We start from the raw sequence: 17,580 nt of genomic DNA, 5'->3' as shown, positions 1-17,580 counted from the left end.
GAATCTAGAATCCAGGCGTTTTTTCTATGAGTTCTTCTTTATGAACCTTCCGTCTCCACCTGAGCAAGACGAAGCCGACAACGAGCACGACGATCGTCAACACCAGGGGCAACCGGTCCAGTAACAGCCCCACCACGAATTCGACCCCGACCTTTTCATCGAACGTGTATACAAGTCCGGTCCACACCCCCGTGTAGATCGATGAGGCGATGAGCGTTGCGGTCACATATTTCCTGAGTGGCATCCGCATGATGCCCGCCACATAATGGATCGGATGACGGATCCCCGGCACGAAAAACGATACCATCACCGCCCAGAATCCATAGCGGGACAGCATCTTTTCTGCCTTGTTCAACCACTTGGTCGACATCCATCTATTGAATAATGGAATGCTCCGGAAAAACATCCCCACCACATAAAACCACAGGAAGGCCACGAAGACCATCCCCCATGACGCAAGCCAGACACCGTAAGGATTCACCCCGTCCGCCGCCCAGATCCCAAGGCTAGAAAGAAGGATCACCTCATCCGATATCGGCGTAAACATGATGCCTGCCGCAAGCCTGAGCAATTCAATGATCTCCATTGTGCACCTCCCCCTCCGTTCATTGATACCTTCATTATATTCACGGAACCTTAATGTTTCAGGTGGGAAGTTCTTAAGAAATCTTAAGGATTACGGATCAGAAGGGATAGCGTTCACTTTACCAGTCACCAAATATGGTATATTATGGTTTAAAAGGACAAGAAAGGTGGATTCACATGAAACTCTTCTTGCAGTCCATTGCCATCTCCATCGGCATCCATCTGCTATTTTTCCTTGGGACTTACGTGGCCGGTATCATCAGGACGATGAACTATACGCCCGACTTTGAGGCAGCTGGTTCCCTCACGTCAGAAGTAACATTCGGTACCACCTACACCTCGTCACCACTACTGCTTCCCATCACCTTCATCAGTGTCGCTGTGATCGCCGGGGCCCTCATTACCTTGTACAGAAGCAAATCGACCGCCTACTGAGGAATGTCATATCCCGGGCCGTTGGTGTCCCAAGGGAAACGGTTTGACCAGGGAACATTCAGCACTCTAATCAAAAAGAACTTCCACATCGGGAAGTTCTTTTTTTAATACGGTAGAATGAATCCACTGAAGACCATCAGCAGATTGATGATGAAATGCCACAAGATCGGTGGGAACAAGCTTTCACTTCTCCACTTGACAATGGCAAAGAAAAACCCGCCAATGGAAAAGCCAAGCGCAGGCCAAAAGGGAATGCCGAGGGCAATATGATGGAGACCGAATGCCAGGCTTGTCACAACGAGTGCATACAACCATGAGACCTGTCCGGCCAAGACCGGTAAAAGGGTCCCCCTCCACAACATTTCCTCCAGCGTCGCATTCACGATTGAAAACGCGAGGGCGAACAGCACGATCTCTTTCATCCCATCCCATTCACCGAAGAAAAATATATTGAACGAGAAGCCTATGACGCTCCCCATCACGGAGAAGAGAAAAAAAAGCCTGATTGGAATCGAATGAAATCCGTGCGTGATATAGGGAAAATAGATTCGATTGTTCCACCTCGGTTTTTGAAGCTGCATGGAAAATCGGGTTTTCGTCAGCTTGGCGGTCAACACCAGCGCCGCAATCAGGAAAACGAGCGCCCCCTCTCGATGAGGATGGCCGTCTCCATATCCTCTACGTGAAGGCGCAAAAACGTCCTGACTGAGACATACCCATAAAATCCGGCTAAAAAGACACCCATAAAAAGGAGGGGCAAGCCAGGCGTTCTGGGGATCAACCTGATACCTGCCAGTGTGACGAAAACGAGCAATACCCATGCAAGATGAGCTTGGCAGGCGATGACCACCATACCGAGAAGGAACACGATTCCTCCTCCCATGAGACCGGGATGTTTCATATCGGATAAGTCACCTCGCCCGCTTCGCCATCGGATGATCCTCATTCAGCTGCAGCAGATCCCACAGATTCCCGTACAGATCCTTGAACACCGCGACCTTGCCGTATTCCTGTTCCTTCGGATCCCGCACGAATTCGATTCCGTTTGCCACCATATCCCGGTAATCACGATCGAAATCATCCGTGTTCAGGAACAGGAACACCCGTCCACCCGTCTGATTCCCGACGAAAGGCTCCTGCTACTCTTTCGATGCCTTGGCCAGCAGAATCGTCGTCCCCACCGATCCGGGCGGTGACACCACCACCCACCTCTTATCCTGTTCAGGCTGATATGTATCCTCCACTAAGGTGAAATGGAGTTTATTCGTGTAAAAATCGATCGCCTCATCATAGTCGTTGACGACGAGGGCGATATGGATGATGGATTGGTTCATGGGGAAGTCCTCCCGTATGTAGGTTTTTTATTACTATACCATTTTTTGTATAAATAAAGTTGCAAAAAAGACGCCAGTTCCATAGAAACCGGCGTCTTTTCTTTATCTCTTATTTCACCCACTCTACGACATCTTCGATCGGCTGTCTGACTTTCTCACGGTGAGGCTCCTCTGCACGGTAGCCGAATGCCGCCATGACGGAGATACCGAAGTTTTCGCTGTCGAGGATACCTGCTTCCTCGAGGATGAGGGAGGCTTTTTCATAGTTGAATCCTTCGATTGGACATGAATCGATACCGATCATCGCGGCTGACGTCATCATATTGCCGAGGGCGATGTACGTTTGCTTGCTGGCCCAGTCGAATAATGCCCGTTCGCTTTCGTAGATGTTGATGTCCTCGTCTTGGAATCTTCTATACGCCGCCACCATCTCGTCCATCATGTGATCGGGTACTTCCTTGACGTTTCTCAACAGGTGCTGCGCATAGTCTGATTCTGGCGTTGCATTCTTACGTGCAAGGATGATGACCATATGACTTGCAGTCGGCAGCTGCCCTTGTGCTCCGAAGCTTACTTCGCGCAGTTGCTCGCGGATCTCGGGATTTTGAAGAATCACGAATTTCCAAGGCTCATAGCCCACGGAGCTCGGTGACAACCTTCCTGTCTCAAGGATATAGTCAAAATCGGCATCGGAGATTTTTTTCTCCGGATCGAATGCTTTTGTGGCATGACGGAATGAAAATGCGTCGAGTACAGCTTGTTTTGTGCTATCTTTGCTCATGATTGAATCCACCTTTTCTTGAATGTGATTGACACTTTTTATTGTAGTGAACATCTATCGTTTAGCAAAATAGATATATCAGAACGAAACGTTCAGTAATACTGAACTTAAGGAGAATCACTATGGAACTGCGACATCTGCTCACATTCAAGACCATCGTCGAAAAAGGCGGATTCAAAAAAGCGGCAGACGAGCTGGGGTATGCCCAGTCCTCCGTCACCAATCACATCAAGGACCTGGAAGATGAGCTTCATCAGCCCCTATTCGATCGACTCGGGAAGAAAGTGGTCCTCACCACCTTCGGAAAAGAGTTCTTCCCCTACGCCACCAAGATCATAGACCTATACACAGAAGTAAAGGAAAAGGCCACCCATCATGATGAGCCGAGTGGCAACCTGCGGATCGGGGCATTCGATCACCTCACGAGCTACCGATTGCCACAGATCCTCGTCGAATACAAAAGAAAATACCCGAACGTGAACCTGTCGATTTCGTCCATAGACTTTCACAATCTCCACTCGGAGCTTCAGAACGGCACCATCGACCTTGCCCTGATCCTCGAGACGAAGGATTGGACCCCGAAGGAGCTGACCGTGGAATCGATCAAGCACGAGCCGATGGTACTGATATCACCGCCAACCGAACAAGATACCGATCCGACACGGACCGTCCTATATACAGAAAAGACATGTGCCTACAAGAGCCTGTTCGACCGGTACATCGATCAGCAAAGTCTGGAGATCCAGGGAAGCGTGGAATTCGGAAACATCGAAGCCATAAAGCGCTGTGTCATGAGCGGCCTCGGAAGCTCCATGCTCCCGTATTTCACCGTGAAGAATGAAATCGATCAACACGCGTTCAAAGGAGACATCATTGAAGATCCGGCGTATCAAATCACCACATTCGTCGCGTATCATAAGGACAAATGGATCTCACCGGCCATCGCTTCCATGATCTCTCTTATTGAGGATCATGCCGAGCATTGGGATTGATTGATTCATAGAAAAAAAGTGCATCATCCTTTAGGAGATGCACGTTTTATATGATGCTGTTCACCTTACCGTCTGGCACCCCGGCTCCGCATGCCTCGTTTCACCAAACAGGTCACCAGGTACCCAATCAGCAAGAGAAGGATATACAGGCGTACATCGAAGGAACGAGCATTTCGGAAACCACTTCTGAAAAGGATATCCCGCTCAGCACCGATATGTGTTCCGTTGCTCCCGATAGCAGGATGAACATGGCCAGATTGGAAAGGAAAAAGCCCATGACCATCAGCGTGACAGCCCGCCCTACGGAAACCTTCATCATCAGCCCGGCAATGACTCCCAGCAGGACAAACAGCAGTGGGTACCATACCAGCAATGCTGATCATCGGCAATCCCACTTCCTTTCTCCAACTCATCTATTTCCCCGATAGCACTTCCCACTCATCATATACAACAGCTTCGCCAAGCCCGCCGGTCCGCAGCCACTCGAATGCCTTCAGCACGAGCGGAGACGCATTCTCTATGGACACATCGTCTTCCGACACCCATACAGCCCCCAGGGAATCCTGCCCCTCGAATTGCTCGGGTACCGCGATCCCACCACCGATTTTCCTGACAGAATAATAGACGGCGATATGATGTACATTGGTGAAGCCACGCCATTCCCACGGGAGCTTGAAGTCCGTCACACCAATGTTCTCTTCGATTTCGATTTCCACACCCGTTTCCTCCAGGAACTCTCTCTTCATGGCCTCATTCAGCGATTCCCCGTCTTCGAGACTCCCTCCCGGAAGATCATACCGGTGAATGTAGGGTCCCCCGTTCTTCAGGATGACCAGGAGCTTCCCGTCCCTGGCATAAATTCCGTACACGCCGAATGCTCTGTGAAACTTCTGAACTGTCATATTGTCTTCTCTCCGTTTCTTTCATCATTGAACAGGTGCGAGCTGAAGCTTTCCGTCTTTCTCAAAATCGCATCCTTCCAAGCTATAATGCTCTCCGTCGTTCCCCTGTGTAATCGTGAAGTTCCCACAGACATATTCTTCGATAAGTTCACCATCTACGCTGTGAGTCACCTCGAACTGCTTGCCCGAATAGTCCAGGTTATGTACGACCCGTTGGCCCTCGATCCCGTAACTTACATAATCGATGACCTGGGATTTCCCCTCTTTGACATTCTTTGCAAATGTCTTTAACCCTTGGCTATTCTGAATCTCCCCGTGATTGTTGACCACTTCGACCGTGTCGAGACGCTGACAACCGCACAGGATACTTACTAGAAGCATGGCCAATGCAACATAACGTATCTCCATTCCACACCTTTTTTGTTTAAATATACCATTAACTAAAATGAACATCTTGCTTTTTCATGCAAAAAAACAGGGAGTCCCTTTCCCCCTGTTCGGTTAATCCTGCTCCCCACTTACGTCCACGTCCAACCCATCTACCACAATAGAAAACGAAACAGAGTCCATGAGCCAGGATTCAAAGCATCTTCGAATGGCATGTGCGATTTCTTCTTTGCTTCCACTTTCATCAATATCCAGTTCCTCAAGGCTGAACGTTTGCTCCATACGTGCATCTTCTCCTGCCGTGCTGGCAGTGAAGGTAACGGTTGTCATGTTGGATCCCTCTCCTGTCCCATTCCATTGGGTGTGCATCTCTAATACAATACGTTTCGTTTCGCTGCGGGAGTCCGCTTTCCACGGGGCTCGCGGTGAGCTGTTTCCCGTTGGAGTCGGACTCCCTCCTCTGCACTTCACTCTGTGATATGACAGGGGGCCAGCAATCTAGATATCTATTGATACGTACTCTATGTAAAGACCTCTGATTCCTCGTATCTTTTTACGAGCGCTCACCTGTTCAAACCAAAGAGTGCATTGAAGCGAAAGGCGCTTGACTCCTGCGGAAAGGAGGAGAAGCGAGACCCCGCAGGCACGAGGAGGCTCGATCTCCTCCCCGCGGAAAGCAAGCGTCTGCAGCGGAAAGGAACGGTCACATTTCCATTTATCCAAACTCTAAAATAAAACATTCTCACCAGTGACAGAAGAAGAAATGCGATTTCCCCTTCCCCTACTGACCACTTCCAGTATGTCGATTGTCCCCCATCATATAATTCGAACTGTCACCCGGCTTCGCATTCGGATCGGTTGGGATATGAGGGTTATTGTTGTTTCTCCTGCGCCTCCAGTCAATGAATAACGCGAACAATAAAACCCCAACAATCAGTATGACAAACCACCACATATCGGTTTCCTCCTTCGTCGAGTGGAATCCATCTTTCCTATACATACGAACGTGCTCGAGAATAGTTTCAAATTTCTACCATTCCATTCATATATGGCGGACGCATAGCAACCTTATTCTCTATCCAACGCCTCCAAATCAACAAGCAGATCCGACAAAAGCATTCCGTTTTTATCCATTTTGTAATAAAGGACTTTCGTATCTTTCGGTATTTCAAAGCTTTTTAGAAAGATGATGTGCCCATCAGGCTTAATATTTGCATTGTTCCAGCGTTCCTTTTTAACAAATGTCGTTTGGATGGCTTCGTATTCTTCTCCGTTTTCATCGATTACAATCTGACCTCTGAGGGCAAATGGTGTATCTGTATTCGATCCCTCTTCTGTGTTTTCATTGGGGAGCATTTTCACTTCCCCCTGAAGCGTAATGATCTCATTGTCGGGGTTCTCCGGAGCAATCTTCTCTACAGGTTCTGCCTGGTCCACTACAATAGAATATTCAAAGGATTCTTTTGCTTCACCCAATGTTACTTTATTAGCCCCTTTTTCCAAAGCGGCCAATGCTTCTTGCGATTCGTTCCCTTCTTTCTCTTTGCTCTTTTCTTCCTGTTTGCCTGTCGTTTTTTCATCCGTACCCGAACCGGACATCACCACAACCAGATAGCTGATCCCCGCGATAACAATGAGTGCCCCGGCCAATGAAAGGATGAGTTTCTTCATAAGGCCTCACCTGCCTTCCCTGTAATCATCTGGATATCCTTCTCATTTACTTTGAATTCTCTTATCGACAGTTCTACCACATTCATGATCCTCACACATACTCCCCCTTTTTTATGTTCCACATTAACTCCCATCACTCTGTTGCTTCCTCACCCATCCCCTTCAAATCAATCAATAAGTAAGGTCGTGGCTTCCCGCTTGTGGCTCTCCTCATGTAGAGTGGAGTAGCGTCCTTTGGTACTTCAAAGCTTAGTTGAAGAATGACATGGCCACCTTTTAGAAGTTTGATATTGTTCCATTTCTCCTTCTCAAGGACGTTTGTTTGAACAGGCGTGTAGACATTGTTCTGATCATCCATAAGATCAAGTCCTTTCAGGGTGAACTCTGTGTCATCAATTGAATATTCATCATCCTTACGTGCATCCAGATAAAACTCCCCCTGCAATGTAATGATTCGGTTATCGGGGTTCTCGGGGCTAATGGGCTCCTCTGCTTCAGCTTCTTTAAATAAAATCCTTAAGGACTGATCCTCCGTCACTTCATCACCGAGCTCTGCGACCATCCAGGCTTTATTCTCGATTGACTGCGAATCACGGTCTTCCTCACTGTCTTTGTCCTCAGGTTTTTCTTTTTTCTCCTCTTGCTTGAACACACTTTCTGTCTCTCCATCCGTCCCCTTCACCGTAGAAGGATCCACCTTTTCCGATGCTGACTCTTTGACCTGAGGCACGGCATTGGCGAGCACGGCAATCATGCCGGCAAAAAGGATGATGCCTCCTGTCACAAGGACGACTTTAAACCCTTTTTCCGTCTTCTCTGAAGTGTCGGCACTTCCCCCCAGCGCCTGGTACGGCATGACCTTGACCGCCGCCGCTGCCGGAAATAAGGCCCCAAGCATACCCGTTGCGATCGGGATGAGGATGCAGGCCAGAATGAACGGAAGATGCTCCGTCGGGAATTCTCCGTAAATTCTCCAGATGGCCGTAATGGCGATCACCAGGCCGAGGATGCCGGCTGCAAGGCCGCTGAGGAGTCCTTCATACAGGACAAGCCTGCGGATCTTCCCGTTCTGCCACCCGACGGATTTCAGTAGGGCAATCTCGGGCTTCCTCTCAGACACGTTCTGCCAGATGATCTCCGTTGTCGTCAGAATGGCAATGAGAAGGGCGACACCCATGGCGATATAATGCATGGCCCCGACTTCCATGGCGACGTATTCCCCGAGCCATGTGGCAAACATGACCCCCTTCAGCCTGAAAGTGATGAAGAGGAAGAGGATGAAGAGACCCGTCGGAAGAGCGATGGAGACAATGGAAAGGATGCTCCGTTTCCACGTTCCGATAAAATGGTTCACACTCATGGTGAAAATGGATGAGGAAGGCAGTAACCGCCTACCAACGGCGGTGATTTCACCACTCCTCATCGCTTCGTACGGTTTGATTTTCCGCACTAGGATGGCCGGTATGACCGTACCAAGTAGGTAGATCAGAAGACCGAAACAACCGATGAGGATAAAGCGCACGATTGATGTGGAAACGCTCGAGCTCACATAGAAGTACCCAAGGATGACCCAGCTCACAAGCGAGACGAAGCTTCCGAGGAGTATGGCTTCCATGAACAGGAGCTTCGACAGCTGATTCGGTCTCCAGCCGATGGAGAGGAGAACGGCAAATTCCTTCTTCCTCGTGAACATCATGATCAGGTTAGACGAGAAGACATAGACGATGGCAACAAGGATCACACTTGCAATGATGGCGCTCAGTCCGACCTTCGCTTCCTTGAAGATCGTCATGGAGGATCCGATCTTGATCCACGGCTGTTCCACCCATCCGATTCCTTCCTTCCCTTTCAAACCGGGGACATGGGTCAGAGCCGGTTGAGGGGAGGAACCGAGGGTGATGTCAGTGATCAGACCCGTTTCCTTCTCGATTTGATCGGCCACGGCTTGAAGGCGTTTCTCGCTCTCATCATTCATGGTTTCGACGCCTTTCACTTTGACCCGGATCGAGGAAACGGGCTCTTCCCCCAGCACCTTCTCCGCGGCCTCCAGGGTCGTCAGCATCATCGGCGGCTTTGTGAGGAATCCATATGGGTTGTTCGTCGGCATCATCTCAACTGGCGGATTGACGGGATTCTGATCCTCATCCATCACTAAGTTTGATTTTGCCGGGAAATACGTTTCCATCGGAAGCTCTGTTAATGGATCTTTCGAAATTTCAAGCTTGGTAGGGTCATAGACACCTTTAATATCGAGCCTTAGGCGTTTCCCATCTTGCAATCTTTCTCCAAAGAGATTGACTTGACGGTACGCTTCCCGCTCCAACAATTGCACGTCATCGGGGATCAAATAAGGCTTTACCTCGTAAGCAAACGGCCATCTTTCCGGGAACGGGCTGGACACCGGACGATACTCAACCGGTGACGCTTTGAATAGGACAATCGGGTCCAGGGCCAATCGCGAATCATTGGCCGAAGGATCCACAATATTTTTGATGTATTTTTCATGTGCTTCCTTGGAGGTGAACGAGTAGGATTCGATTTCTTCTCCTTCTTGCTTATCCAGATACTGTTCTCCACCTTTTTCCTTAATGCTTTCCATCGTCTTATCTCGTTCTTCTACAGGAAATGGAATGTCAAGTTTGGTAATGTTATAAAACTGCTTACTTTCGACAAAGTCCACATTGCTCAATAGGACCGGGATATTGGTTTCTACCATCTCTTCGAATTGTGACTGGGTCGCTTTATCGTTTTCCTCAAAGTATCGGCTGTTGTACCCTTCGACCACAGCTCCCTCAAGACCCACAAGGGCATTCTCAGCCTCAGGGTCGACCCCGGCCAGCATGACCTCCGAAATGACTGAAAGGGGAACATCACCTTCATAATTAAATGTCCCATGTTCCCCCATTCCTTCATCTGCCCAGCCGACCGAATAGTAACTATTGAATCCATTTTTTTGAGTCTCGTTGCCGTTCGTCAGCTCCTCCATATACTCTACGCGATAGATCCCGGGATCCTGAAAGGTCACTCTTTCTAAAGTCGTTTCATTATCCACAAACCCGATCATGGCAATCGGTGCCGCCACCTCGACATCGCCGATCCCTTTCACTGTCTCCAGCTGTTCCATGGTGATCCCGCCTGATAAACCGCTCTGGTAGTTCGGTTCGAGAAGATTCAACTCTTCTGTCACGCCGCGGGAATCGGCGGGTCGGACGACGATATGGTAGGAGGACTTCCAGCGCTGTTGCAGTTCATCCACGACCGTTCCCGAATTGGACTGGGTCACCCCGACCAGATAGCTGAGCCCCGTGCTGACGATGAGTGCCCCGACCAACAGCAGGATGAATCGCCCCTTATTCCGCCACCAGCTATTCCAGATGAACCTCATCATAGAGCCATGCCTGCCCTGTCCGAAATCACCCGGGCATCCTTCATCTCGATGATGCGATCCGCTTTCGCCGCAAGGGCGGGATCATGTGTGACGAAGATGACGCCGCAGCCCGTTTCCCTGTTAAGGGCTGAGAGGGTTTCGAAAATCACCTCTCCCGTTTCCGAATCGAGATTCCCCGTCGGCTCATCGGCAAGGAGCCACTTCGGTTCATGAATCAGTGCCCTGGCAATGGCAACCCGCTGCTGCTGACCACCCGAGAGCTGGGATGGGAGGGAATTCATCTTATCTTTCAGCCCTACTTTTTCAAGGACCGCCATCGCCTTTTCTTTTTTATTGTAAGAGACCTTCCGGGCAAACAATGGGGCCATGACATTTTCGAGTGATGTAAGGGTCGGGAGGAGATGGAACTGCTGAAAGATGAAACCGATCGTTTCAAAACGGAAATCGGCAAGCTCATTTTTCTTCATCTTCCGGACATCTTTCTCCCCGATCATGACGGTTCCTGAAGTCGGTGCATCCAGCGTCCCGATCAGGCTGAGAAGGGTAGATTTCCCGGAACCCGAGGTACCGACAATCGATACGAACTCTCCATCATGAAACGTCAAATTCACCCCGTCCAACGCCTTGGTCCCGATTCCATCCCCCTTGAATTCCTTCGTCACCGATTCACACACAATCCCATTTCCCACAAATAATCCTCCTTATGTATTTATCTGTAAATTTAGTATATTCTAACTATAGCAAATTAGGAGAGATATGTGGGAGTTTTTTGGAAAATACAAAAAAACCCTCTTAGATTCCTAAGAGAGCACGGAAGGTACCCAACCAATTAAAATGCAGGAGGCGTTACAGAGAAAAGGATACTTACCTCCTCTTGAGAGGTATTTCGGTACATATGCTCGGCAAAAGGAGGGATTTTCACGCTGTCCCCTGCCTGAAGGATATGCGTGGTTCCTTCCAGCGTCAGCTCGATCGGTCCATGCATGACAAACGCCACTTCTTCTCCCCTATGGGAAAGCGGTGAGTCGGAAGATGCTGCCCCTGCGGATAGCCTCATGATGGCCGTGACCAATGTGCTGGTGAAGTCCGGCGACACCAGTTCGTAGTGGATCCCGTCGATCATCATCTGCTTCCGTTCTTCCTTCCTGACAATCAGCTCGCTTGCATCGTGTTGCTCCATGAGGAAGGTGAAAACCGGTGTATCGAGGGCTTTTGCGATGGACTTCAGCGACTGGATGGAAGGCGTCGCCTTCCCCTTTTCAATCTGATTCAGCATGGATGTCGTGAGCCCTGCATCCTGAGCGAGCTGGGTTTGCGTCCTGCCCGCTTCTTTTCTGAGCTGGGTGATCTTCTTCGCTAATTCGTCTTGTTCCATGGTGACACCTCATTAAATTAAATTTAATTATTTTAAATAATAATTGTTAAGTTTTCGTTTGCGTGTTAAATTTAATTTAACATTTTTTAACTACAGTAGCTACCAAGGAGGGAATAAGATGATCACATTCTTATTGATGACCCTGTTCGTCGTCATCAGTCCAGGCGTCGACACGGCCCTGATCACGAAAAGGACCATTGCCGGAAGTAAAAAAGACGGCATCTGGATGGCCGTCGGGATTTCACTCGGTTCCCTCGGTCATACGATCGCCGTCACTTGCGGATTATCGGCCCTCCTCTTCCAGTCAGCCTGGGCGTTCCAGACGTTGAAATGGGTGGGCGCCCTCTATTTGATCTACTTGGGGATCCAGTCCCTATGGGTGAGGAAACATACGGAGGAAGGGGCACAGGTGGAACCAAAGCGCTCTCCCCTTACTCAAGGGCTGCTCTCCAATCTACTGAACCCGAAAGTCCTGATTTTCTTTCTCACGTTCCTGCCGCAATTCGTGACAAACACCGACCGGGTGATGGCATCGTTTCTCCTTATGGGGCTCACCTATACACTGCTCTCCTTGATCTGGTTCATCCTTTACGTCATCTGCCTTCATTACATCCGTGAATGGCTTCTATCCCCGATCGTCCAACGGTGGATGGAGGGTGCGACCGGTGTGGTGCTGATCCTGTTCGGCATCAAGCTGTTATTCACCCAGGGAGGATGAGCCCATTCATAGCACTTCAAGCTTCAGCACCTGGATCTTTGAGGGAAACGATTCTTGTACCTCGGTGTACCAGATCTTCACCCGGTCTCCCGTTTGAAGCCGTTTAAAAAAGGAATGATTTTGAATATCCAGTTTAGCGACAGAGCCGTATCGTCCAATCACCTCATTGATTGATACGCTCTCCACTTCTTCTTTTGACACGTCGTCATCGCCCACGAGGTAGATTTGCCCATTTCCCATGACCAGCATCCCTTGCATTGTCATGGCCCCTTGTTTGATCTTTGCCTTCTGACTCAACTCTCCTGCATAAAAAAGCAGAATGAAAAACAGGAGAGCTGTGAGAAGTATATAAACCCTGTTCAACTGTTCTCCTCCTTTCCGCAACCATTGTGAGATCTTTCTATAAGATCATGCTTTTCTTTTTTACAGAGCTAGGTGGTACATGATAGGAGGATTTCAGAGCCGAGATGATCAACTTGATCTCATGCGGTTGACCTCTCGTCCTGTTCTCTGCCTTGCCGACTTCCGTAAACTCTCCTATAATGAATATACTAAAAATTCACAATCGGAGGTCCTCATGAAGATTCGTTTACTGGAAGAGAAAGACAACAAGGCGATGGCAGCGATCATCCGCGACATCCTCGAAGCCAATCATCTCGACATCCCTGGAACAGCTTACTTCGATCCTTATCTGGACGACCTATCAAGCTACTATAGTGAACAGCCCGATGCCTGTTACTGGGTCGCGGTGAACGAGCAGAATCAGATCCTGGGAGGGGTCGGCATCGCCCCCTTCGATAGGGAACAACGGATCTGTGAGCTCCAGAAGCTTTATGTGTCACCGGAAGCCAGGGGACTCGGTGTGGCCAAAGCGCTCATGAACACAGCCCTTGAATTCGCCTCGGACCACTATGATCACTGCTATCTCGAAACAATGGAACAGCTGAAGGCAGCCAACTCCCTGTACGATCGATTGGGCTTCACCAAGCGGACAGAACCCTTGGATGGATCCGAGCATGGAACCATGGATACGTGGTACATCAAACAGCTCTGACTTATTTGTAGAAAATGACCGATCGAACAATCTCAAAAAAGTACTCTTTCCACGATTTCTTTGGCAATCCGATCCTCTCCTTTATCGTTAATAGGAATAGTATAAAGGTGTGCCTGGGACAATCCCATTAAGATTGGAACGCATTTCTCTAAAAGACGTTAAGCAACAAATAAAATATCAATAAAAATATTCAGATCAACCATCCCAACAGCGATTGGCCCTCTCCCATCGAACCTGACCGTCTGTCACGGTACCAGAAACCACTACCATCAAGGAGTTTTTATGAAACAGATCCTCAGTATCGCCATCATCCTATGTTGCTTCCTACCTCTTCACACGGAAGCAGCCGGACCGTCCACTTTGTTCGTCTCTCCTGATGGAGATGACAGCCATCCCGGCACAAAGGAACAGCCCTTGAAGACGTTGAAAAAAGCAAGCAAACTGGCCGTGCCGGGTACCACAGTCTACCTGAGGGAAGGCACGTACCCGGAACGGCTGGACATCAAGCACTCCGGGACAAAGCAGGAACCGATCCGCTTCACCCACTATGAAGATGAGGTCCCGGTGATCAGCGGGGAGACTGCACCTGCAGATGGCGGCCTCATCACCATCCGCAATAAAAGCTATATCACGATCCAGGGACTCGATGTGGGTGGCCTCTCCACCGATCAAGAGGAGCCCACCCCGTCCGGTATTTTAGTAGAAGGAAACGGGACAGGCATCCGGATCCTTGGTAATCGGATCTTTGATATCACTACCACCCATCCGAACGGCAATGCCCATGGCATCGCCTTCTATGGCACAGAGGCACCTGAACCGCTCCAGGATATCGAGATTTCCGGCAATATCCTCGAAGACCTGACCCTCGGATTCAGTGAAGCGATGACGTTGAACGGCAATGTGAAGGATTTCCTCATCAGTGGGAATACGATCCGGAATGTAGATAACATCGGCATCGATGTCATCGGCTTTGAAGGGATTGCCCCGATTGAGCAATACGATCAGGCGCGCGAAGGCATCATCCGTGACAATCATGTGTATAACGTCAGCAGTCATTCCAACCCTACCTACCATGAAGAATACTCCGCCGGAGGCATCTATGTGGACGGAGGGAGGGATGTGGTCATCGAGCACAACATCTCCCATCATAACGACCTCGGAATCGAGATTGCCAGTGAGCATCCCGGCAAACAAACGACGCGGGTCCAGATTGCCTGGAACCAAGTTTACAGGAACCGCTACACGGGTATTTCAATCGGGGGTTACGATTTGAAACGGGGCGGCACCACGCACACCCGCATTTCCCATAATCTCCTTTACGGGAATGACACCATGGGCATGGACGGGGGACAGCTGCTCATGCAGTATCATGCCACTCAGAATCTGGTGGAAAACAACATCATGATCCCCACCGATACCGGCTTGTTCCTGGTTAGCCTCCACCCGTCCAACCGGGACAACCAGCTGATCGGGAATGTGTACGGGAACGACAGCAGTGAGTCCGACCGCTGGATCTGGAATGGACAAGACATCACCCATCCGCCCTTCATCCCCGGTGTGATCCACAACTAAAATCGAAAGGGGCCATTGCCCATGAAAACCGAAAAAGAAAAGATGCTTGCAGGAGAGAACTACAATCCCGCCGATCCCGAGCTCGTGGCAGGAAGAACCCATGCCCGTGAAAAGATCCATGACTTCAATCATTCACCGGTCACAGACCTCGACAAGCGCACATCCATCATCCGCGAACTATTCGGTGAAACCGGAGACCAGTTCTTCATCGAACCGAGCTTCCGCTGTGACTATGGCTCCAATATTTACGTCGGGGAGAACTTCTACGCGAACTTTGACTGCGTCCTCCTTGATGTATGCGATATCCGCATAGGTGACAACTGCTTCATTGCCCCTGGCGTACACATCTACACCGCCACCCACCCGATTGACCCCCATGAGCGGAACAGCGGCATCGAGTCAGGCAAACCCGTCACCATTGGTGACAACGTCTGGATCGGCGGCCGTGCCATAATCAACCCCGGTGTCACGATCGGCGACAATGTTGTCATCGGATCAGGGACAGTGGTGACAAAGGATATCCCTGATAACGTCGTAGTCGGTGGGAATCCTGCCAAGGTCATCAAGTGGGTCAACAATAAAGGGTGACCTCCCCCATGGACCGACCAATCTCTAATGAAGGAAAAAGACCAAAAGACACCCCGTGCCTTTTGGTCTTTTTGTTAGATCAAGTGCTTAGCGCAATTGTATAGGGAACAGTCCCACCGATCCTCGTGATGATGCAACACCGTGATGGATGTATTCTCCATATTCGTCTGTTGGAATGCATCGGGCATCAATCGCTTGAGCGTCAAACCGATCAACGCCCCGTGGCTCACCACCAACACCCTCTTGCCTTCATATTTCTGGACCACGTCTTCTAAAAACCTCACGCCCCTGCCCGCTACGTCCTCATGCTTCTCCATCCCAATAGCCCTGCTGCGCCATTCCTTTCCCCACTTTTCGAGGCGCTGCTCTTCCGTCATGCCTTCCGCTTCCCCGCAGTTCACTTCCCTGATCGTTTCATCCGTATGATGAAGGGACAGCCCGATCTTACTCCCTATGATGTCGGCCGTTTCACTTGCCCGGCATAGATCACTTGCAATGATCAGATCCCACGGCTCCTCGCCGGCTAACCTCTCACCCAATTTATCCGCCTGTTCCCTACCTGTTTCATTCAGAGGGATGTCGCTTATTCCCTGAGCCTTCCCCAAGAGATTCCACTCTGTGATGCCATGTCTGATCAGTCCGATTGTTGTCATGATGGTCTCCTTCCACGCAAGAAATTCATTCTATCTATCCTACTTCTACTCCAAACGTGGATTCACCTTCATTCCTCCCCACCTCACCAGCCAATTAATGGTAAAATAGGAAGCACTATACCTTAAAGGAGCGACCCATGCAAACAACACTGATCAATACTACTCATCAATCTCGTCACCCTGATGATCGTGACATCCAAACAAAAGAAAGGCCGGATCACCCTGACTGCGAAAAAAAACATCATCGGACTCGGCATGACGGTTCTTGTTATCAATGTCATGCTGACGTGGATGATGTAATAGAAGGAAGGAACAACCATGAACCCAACCGATGATCTATACAATCTGGACCTCTCCTACCTCGGGGCATTCTCCACCCGCCTCGACACCCCGTGGGGAGCTCTCTTTTATAACGAAAATCAGCCCCGCTACTACGATGCCAATCATGCGCACGTCATCCGGGAGTGCCATGATCCGCAAGCAATGGTTGCGGAAGTGGTGTCTTTTTATCAGAAAAAGAACCTCGTCCCGCGACTCTACATCCATGAGCTCCACCTTCAATAACCGCTGCTGTCTGAATTAGAAAAGAATCAGTTCCAGTACGAAGAACTCGTCAGCCCCGTCCAGCTATGGAACAACCAGGTGGCGAGTGTGGCCGACAATCCTGGCGTGACCATTGAAGAAGTGACCGGGGAAAATGTCCAAGAAGCCATCGATGTTGAAAGCACCATCAAGGAATTCGGCAGCAAGGAAACCATCACAAAGGTCTTCGAAGAGCAATTTGCCCACCCTTCGTTCAGCTACTACCTTCTCAGGCTCCACGGGGAAGCGTGTTCCACGGCCTGTCTGTTTCAAGACGGTCTGGATGCGCGCCTTGAAAGCGTCGCGACCCTTGAATCCCACCGGGGAAAAGGATTGATCGGTCACCTCATCCGCTTCATCCAGGAAGAATCAACGCGCAGGGGCATGGCCAACCTATGGGTCCTGCCGATCAATGAAGCCGTGGAGAAGGTGTACGCACGCTACGGGTTCACTACCGTCGAACGGATGCGGAGTGGGCATGCCTTTCTTTCCGGCAAGAGCATCAAGGACATACGGGAAGATCATTCATGAGCTGAATATCCGAACCGACGACAACAAAACGG

The 17,580-nt window shown here is 49.8% G+C and carries 23 protein-coding genes and 1 pseudogene; 8 read left to right on the top strand and 16 right to left on the bottom strand.

The genetic code is table 11. From position 1 onward, the window contains the following. Positions 1–4: 4 nt before the first annotated feature. Positions 5–586 carry a DedA family protein gene (locus tag D5E69_RS04320; protein ID WP_048005529.1) on the bottom strand — a complete coding sequence of 194 codons (582 nt, stop codon included), beginning with the start codon at positions 584–586 and terminating at the stop codon, positions 5–7. A gap of 176 nt (positions 587–762) precedes the next feature. Between D5E69_RS04320 and D5E69_RS04315 the strand changes: the two genes are divergently transcribed. Then, entirely contained in the window at positions 763–1,020 is a 258-nt protein-coding gene (locus tag D5E69_RS04315; RefSeq protein WP_048005530.1) for a hypothetical protein, read from the top strand. A gap of 104 nt (positions 1,021–1,124) precedes the next feature. On the opposite strand, the gene D5E69_RS04310 is transcribed toward D5E69_RS04315, so the two are convergent. The 4 genes and pseudogenes from D5E69_RS04310 to D5E69_RS04295 form a co-directional block, all read right to left on the bottom strand. Beyond that, a complete protein-coding gene (locus tag D5E69_RS04310) occupies positions 1,125–1,634 on the bottom strand; it encodes a CPBP family intramembrane glutamic endopeptidase (RefSeq protein ID WP_159129261.1) in 510 nt (169 codons plus the stop codon). 14 nt (positions 1,635–1,648) lie between these two features. After that, complete coding sequence (locus D5E69_RS04305; RefSeq protein WP_159129260.1) at positions 1,649–1,921, bottom strand: hypothetical protein; 273 nt, start codon at positions 1,919–1,921, stop codon at positions 1,649–1,651. A gap of 10 nt (positions 1,922–1,931) precedes the next feature. Beyond that, a pseudogene (locus tag D5E69_RS04300) lies at positions 1,932–2,354 on the bottom strand (VOC family protein). Between the two features lie 109 nt (positions 2,355–2,463). After that, positions 2,464–3,135: an NAD(P)H-dependent oxidoreductase gene (locus D5E69_RS04295; RefSeq protein ID WP_048005532.1), complete on the bottom strand. Its 672-nt coding sequence runs from the start codon at positions 3,133–3,135 to the stop codon at positions 2,464–2,466. Positions 3,136–3,257: 122 nt separating this feature from the next. Between D5E69_RS04295 and D5E69_RS04290 the strand changes: the two genes are divergently transcribed. Continuing rightward, complete coding sequence (locus tag D5E69_RS04290; RefSeq protein ID WP_053428569.1) at positions 3,258–4,127, top strand: LysR family transcriptional regulator; 870 nt, start codon at positions 3,258–3,260, stop codon at positions 4,125–4,127. A gap of 127 nt (positions 4,128–4,254) precedes the next feature. Here D5E69_RS04290 and D5E69_RS04285 read toward each other — a convergent pair whose 3' ends face one another. From D5E69_RS04285 to D5E69_RS04245, 9 genes are all read right to left on the bottom strand, one after another. Beyond that, positions 4,255–4,500 (bottom strand): hypothetical protein, encoded by a 246-nt coding sequence (locus tag D5E69_RS04285; RefSeq protein WP_156489298.1) that lies wholly within the window; start codon positions 4,498–4,500, stop codon positions 4,255–4,257. 40 nt (positions 4,501–4,540) lie between these two features. Further along, a complete protein-coding gene (locus tag D5E69_RS04280; protein WP_159129259.1) occupies positions 4,541–5,029 on the bottom strand; it encodes an NUDIX hydrolase in 489 nt (162 codons plus the stop codon). 24 nt (positions 5,030–5,053) lie between these two features. Further along, positions 5,054–5,437 (bottom strand): DUF4362 domain-containing protein, encoded by a 384-nt coding sequence (locus D5E69_RS04275; protein ID WP_159129258.1) that lies wholly within the window; start codon positions 5,435–5,437, stop codon positions 5,054–5,056. A gap of 93 nt (positions 5,438–5,530) precedes the next feature. Then, positions 5,531–5,746: a hypothetical protein gene (locus D5E69_RS04270; RefSeq protein WP_048015317.1), complete on the bottom strand. Its 216-nt coding sequence runs from the start codon at positions 5,744–5,746 to the stop codon at positions 5,531–5,533. 451 nt (positions 5,747–6,197) lie between these two features. Then, the gene (locus D5E69_RS04265) at positions 6,198–6,416 is read right to left on the bottom strand and encodes a hypothetical protein (protein ID WP_156489299.1); all 219 of its coding nucleotides are present in this window, start codon (positions 6,414–6,416) and stop codon (positions 6,198–6,200) included. 68 nt (positions 6,417–6,484) lie between these two features. Continuing rightward, positions 6,485–7,087 (bottom strand): hypothetical protein, encoded by a 603-nt coding sequence (locus tag D5E69_RS04260; protein WP_063190992.1) that lies wholly within the window; start codon positions 7,085–7,087, stop codon positions 6,485–6,487. 133 nt (positions 7,088–7,220) lie between these two features. Beyond that, positions 7,221–10,475 carry an ABC transporter permease gene (locus D5E69_RS04255; protein WP_159129257.1) on the bottom strand — a complete coding sequence of 1,085 codons (3,255 nt, stop codon included), beginning with the start codon at positions 10,473–10,475 and terminating at the stop codon, positions 7,221–7,223. Further along, the gene (locus D5E69_RS04250; protein ID WP_148796898.1) at positions 10,472–11,164 is read right to left on the bottom strand and encodes an ABC transporter ATP-binding protein; all 693 of its coding nucleotides are present in this window, start codon (positions 11,162–11,164) and stop codon (positions 10,472–10,474) included. Before D5E69_RS04250 ends, D5E69_RS04255 begins: the two co-directional genes overlap by 4 nt. Before the next feature lie 140 nt (positions 11,165–11,304). Next, on the bottom strand, positions 11,305–11,850 hold the full coding sequence (locus D5E69_RS04245) for a helix-turn-helix domain-containing protein (RefSeq protein ID WP_159129256.1): 546 nt from the start codon (positions 11,848–11,850) through the stop codon (positions 11,305–11,307). Between the two features lie 118 nt (positions 11,851–11,968). On the opposite strand from D5E69_RS04245, the gene D5E69_RS04240 reads away from it, so the two are divergent. Beyond that, positions 11,969–12,568: a LysE family translocator gene (locus tag D5E69_RS04240; protein WP_159129255.1), complete on the top strand. Its 600-nt coding sequence runs from the start codon at positions 11,969–11,971 to the stop codon at positions 12,566–12,568. A 6-nt stretch (positions 12,569–12,574) separates the two neighbouring features. Here the strand turns inward: D5E69_RS04240 and D5E69_RS04235 are convergent, their stop codons facing one another. After that, positions 12,575–12,931, bottom strand: a complete 357-nt coding sequence (locus tag D5E69_RS04235; RefSeq protein WP_159129254.1) for a DUF3221 domain-containing protein — start codon at positions 12,929–12,931, stop codon at positions 12,575–12,577. 214 nt (positions 12,932–13,145) lie between these two features. On the opposite strand from D5E69_RS04235, the gene D5E69_RS04230 reads away from it, so the two are divergent. From D5E69_RS04230 to D5E69_RS04220, 3 genes are all read left to right on the top strand, one after another. After that, positions 13,146–13,622: a GNAT family N-acetyltransferase gene (locus D5E69_RS04230; protein ID WP_159129253.1), complete on the top strand. Its 477-nt coding sequence runs from the start codon at positions 13,146–13,148 to the stop codon at positions 13,620–13,622. A gap of 282 nt (positions 13,623–13,904) precedes the next feature. Continuing rightward, positions 13,905–15,194: a right-handed parallel beta-helix repeat-containing protein gene (locus D5E69_RS04225; RefSeq protein WP_159129252.1), complete on the top strand. Its 1,290-nt coding sequence runs from the start codon at positions 13,905–13,907 to the stop codon at positions 15,192–15,194. A 21-nt stretch (positions 15,195–15,215) separates the two neighbouring features. Next, entirely contained in the window at positions 15,216–15,782 is a 567-nt protein-coding gene (locus tag D5E69_RS04220) for a maltose acetyltransferase domain-containing protein (RefSeq protein WP_159129251.1), read from the top strand. Between the two features lie 74 nt (positions 15,783–15,856). Here D5E69_RS04220 and D5E69_RS04215 read toward each other — a convergent pair whose 3' ends face one another. Beyond that, entirely contained in the window at positions 15,857–16,435 is a 579-nt protein-coding gene (locus D5E69_RS04215; RefSeq protein ID WP_063191000.1) for a histidine phosphatase family protein, read from the bottom strand. Between the two features lie 318 nt (positions 16,436–16,753). Here D5E69_RS04215 and D5E69_RS23565 point away from each other — a divergent pair, with 318 nt between their 5' ends. Continuing rightward, entirely contained in the window at positions 16,754–16,999 is a 246-nt protein-coding gene (locus D5E69_RS23565) for a hypothetical protein (RefSeq protein ID WP_231888701.1), read from the top strand. 78 nt (positions 17,000–17,077) lie between these two features. Further along, a complete protein-coding gene (locus tag D5E69_RS23560) occupies positions 17,078–17,548 on the top strand; it encodes a GNAT family N-acetyltransferase (protein WP_231888702.1) in 471 nt (156 codons plus the stop codon). Positions 17,549–17,580: the final 32 nt, after the last annotated feature.

This window comes from Rossellomorea marisflavi, assembly GCF_009806575.1.
GTDB classification, from domain to species: Bacteria; Bacillota; Bacilli; order Bacillales; family Bacillaceae_B; genus Rossellomorea; species Rossellomorea marisflavi_A.
This window is presented reverse-complemented; position numbering and strand designations above follow the sequence as displayed.

What these genes read in the sequence shown, in the direction of transcription:
- D5E69_RS04215 (WP_063191000.1), bottom strand. Translation starts at nt 16,435, where the DNA reads ATGACAACAATCGGACTGATCAGACATGGCATCACAGAGTGGAATCTC.
- D5E69_RS04295 (WP_048005532.1), bottom strand. Translation starts at nt 3,135, where the DNA reads ATGAGCAAAGATAGCACAAAACAAGCTGTACTCGACGCATTTTCATTC.
- D5E69_RS23565 (WP_231888701.1), top strand. Translation starts at nt 16,754, where the DNA reads ATGAACCCAACCGATGATCTATACAATCTGGACCTCTCCTACCTCGGG.
- D5E69_RS04230 (WP_159129253.1), top strand. Translation starts at nt 13,146, where the DNA reads ATGAAGATTCGTTTACTGGAAGAGAAAGACAACAAGGCGATGGCAGCG.
- D5E69_RS04255 (WP_159129257.1), bottom strand. Translation starts at nt 10,475, where the DNA reads ATGATGAGGTTCATCTGGAATAGCTGGTGGCGGAATAAGGGGCGATTC.
- D5E69_RS04260 (WP_063190992.1), bottom strand. Translation starts at nt 7,087, where the DNA reads ATGAAGAAACTCATCCTTTCATTGGCCGGGGCACTCATTGTTATCGCG.
- D5E69_RS04280 (WP_159129259.1), bottom strand. Translation starts at nt 5,029, where the DNA reads ATGACAGTTCAGAAGTTTCACAGAGCATTCGGCGTGTACGGAATTTAT.
- D5E69_RS04240 (WP_159129255.1), top strand. Translation starts at nt 11,969, where the DNA reads ATGATCACATTCTTATTGATGACCCTGTTCGTCGTCATCAGTCCAGGC.
- D5E69_RS04265 (WP_156489299.1), bottom strand. Translation starts at nt 6,416, where the DNA reads ATGTATAGGAAAGATGGATTCCACTCGACGAAGGAGGAAACCGATATG.
- D5E69_RS04270 (WP_048015317.1), bottom strand. Translation starts at nt 5,746, where the DNA reads ATGACAACCGTTACCTTCACTGCCAGCACGGCAGGAGAAGATGCACGT.
- D5E69_RS04320 (WP_048005529.1), bottom strand. Translation starts at nt 586, where the DNA reads ATGGAGATCATTGAATTGCTCAGGCTTGCGGCAGGCATCATGTTTACG.
- D5E69_RS04290 (WP_053428569.1), top strand. Translation starts at nt 3,258, where the DNA reads ATGGAACTGCGACATCTGCTCACATTCAAGACCATCGTCGAAAAAGGC.
- D5E69_RS04315 (WP_048005530.1), top strand. Translation starts at nt 763, where the DNA reads ATGAAACTCTTCTTGCAGTCCATTGCCATCTCCATCGGCATCCATCTG.
- D5E69_RS04275 (WP_159129258.1), bottom strand. Translation starts at nt 5,437, where the DNA reads ATGGAGATACGTTATGTTGCATTGGCCATGCTTCTAGTAAGTATCCTG.
- D5E69_RS04305 (WP_159129260.1), bottom strand. Translation starts at nt 1,921, where the DNA reads ATGAAACATCCCGGTCTCATGGGAGGAGGAATCGTGTTCCTTCTCGGT.
- D5E69_RS04245 (WP_159129256.1), bottom strand. Translation starts at nt 11,850, where the DNA reads ATGGAACAAGACGAATTAGCGAAGAAGATCACCCAGCTCAGAAAAGAA.
- D5E69_RS04225 (WP_159129252.1), top strand. Translation starts at nt 13,905, where the DNA reads ATGAAACAGATCCTCAGTATCGCCATCATCCTATGTTGCTTCCTACCT.
- D5E69_RS04220 (WP_159129251.1), top strand. Translation starts at nt 15,216, where the DNA reads ATGAAAACCGAAAAAGAAAAGATGCTTGCAGGAGAGAACTACAATCCC.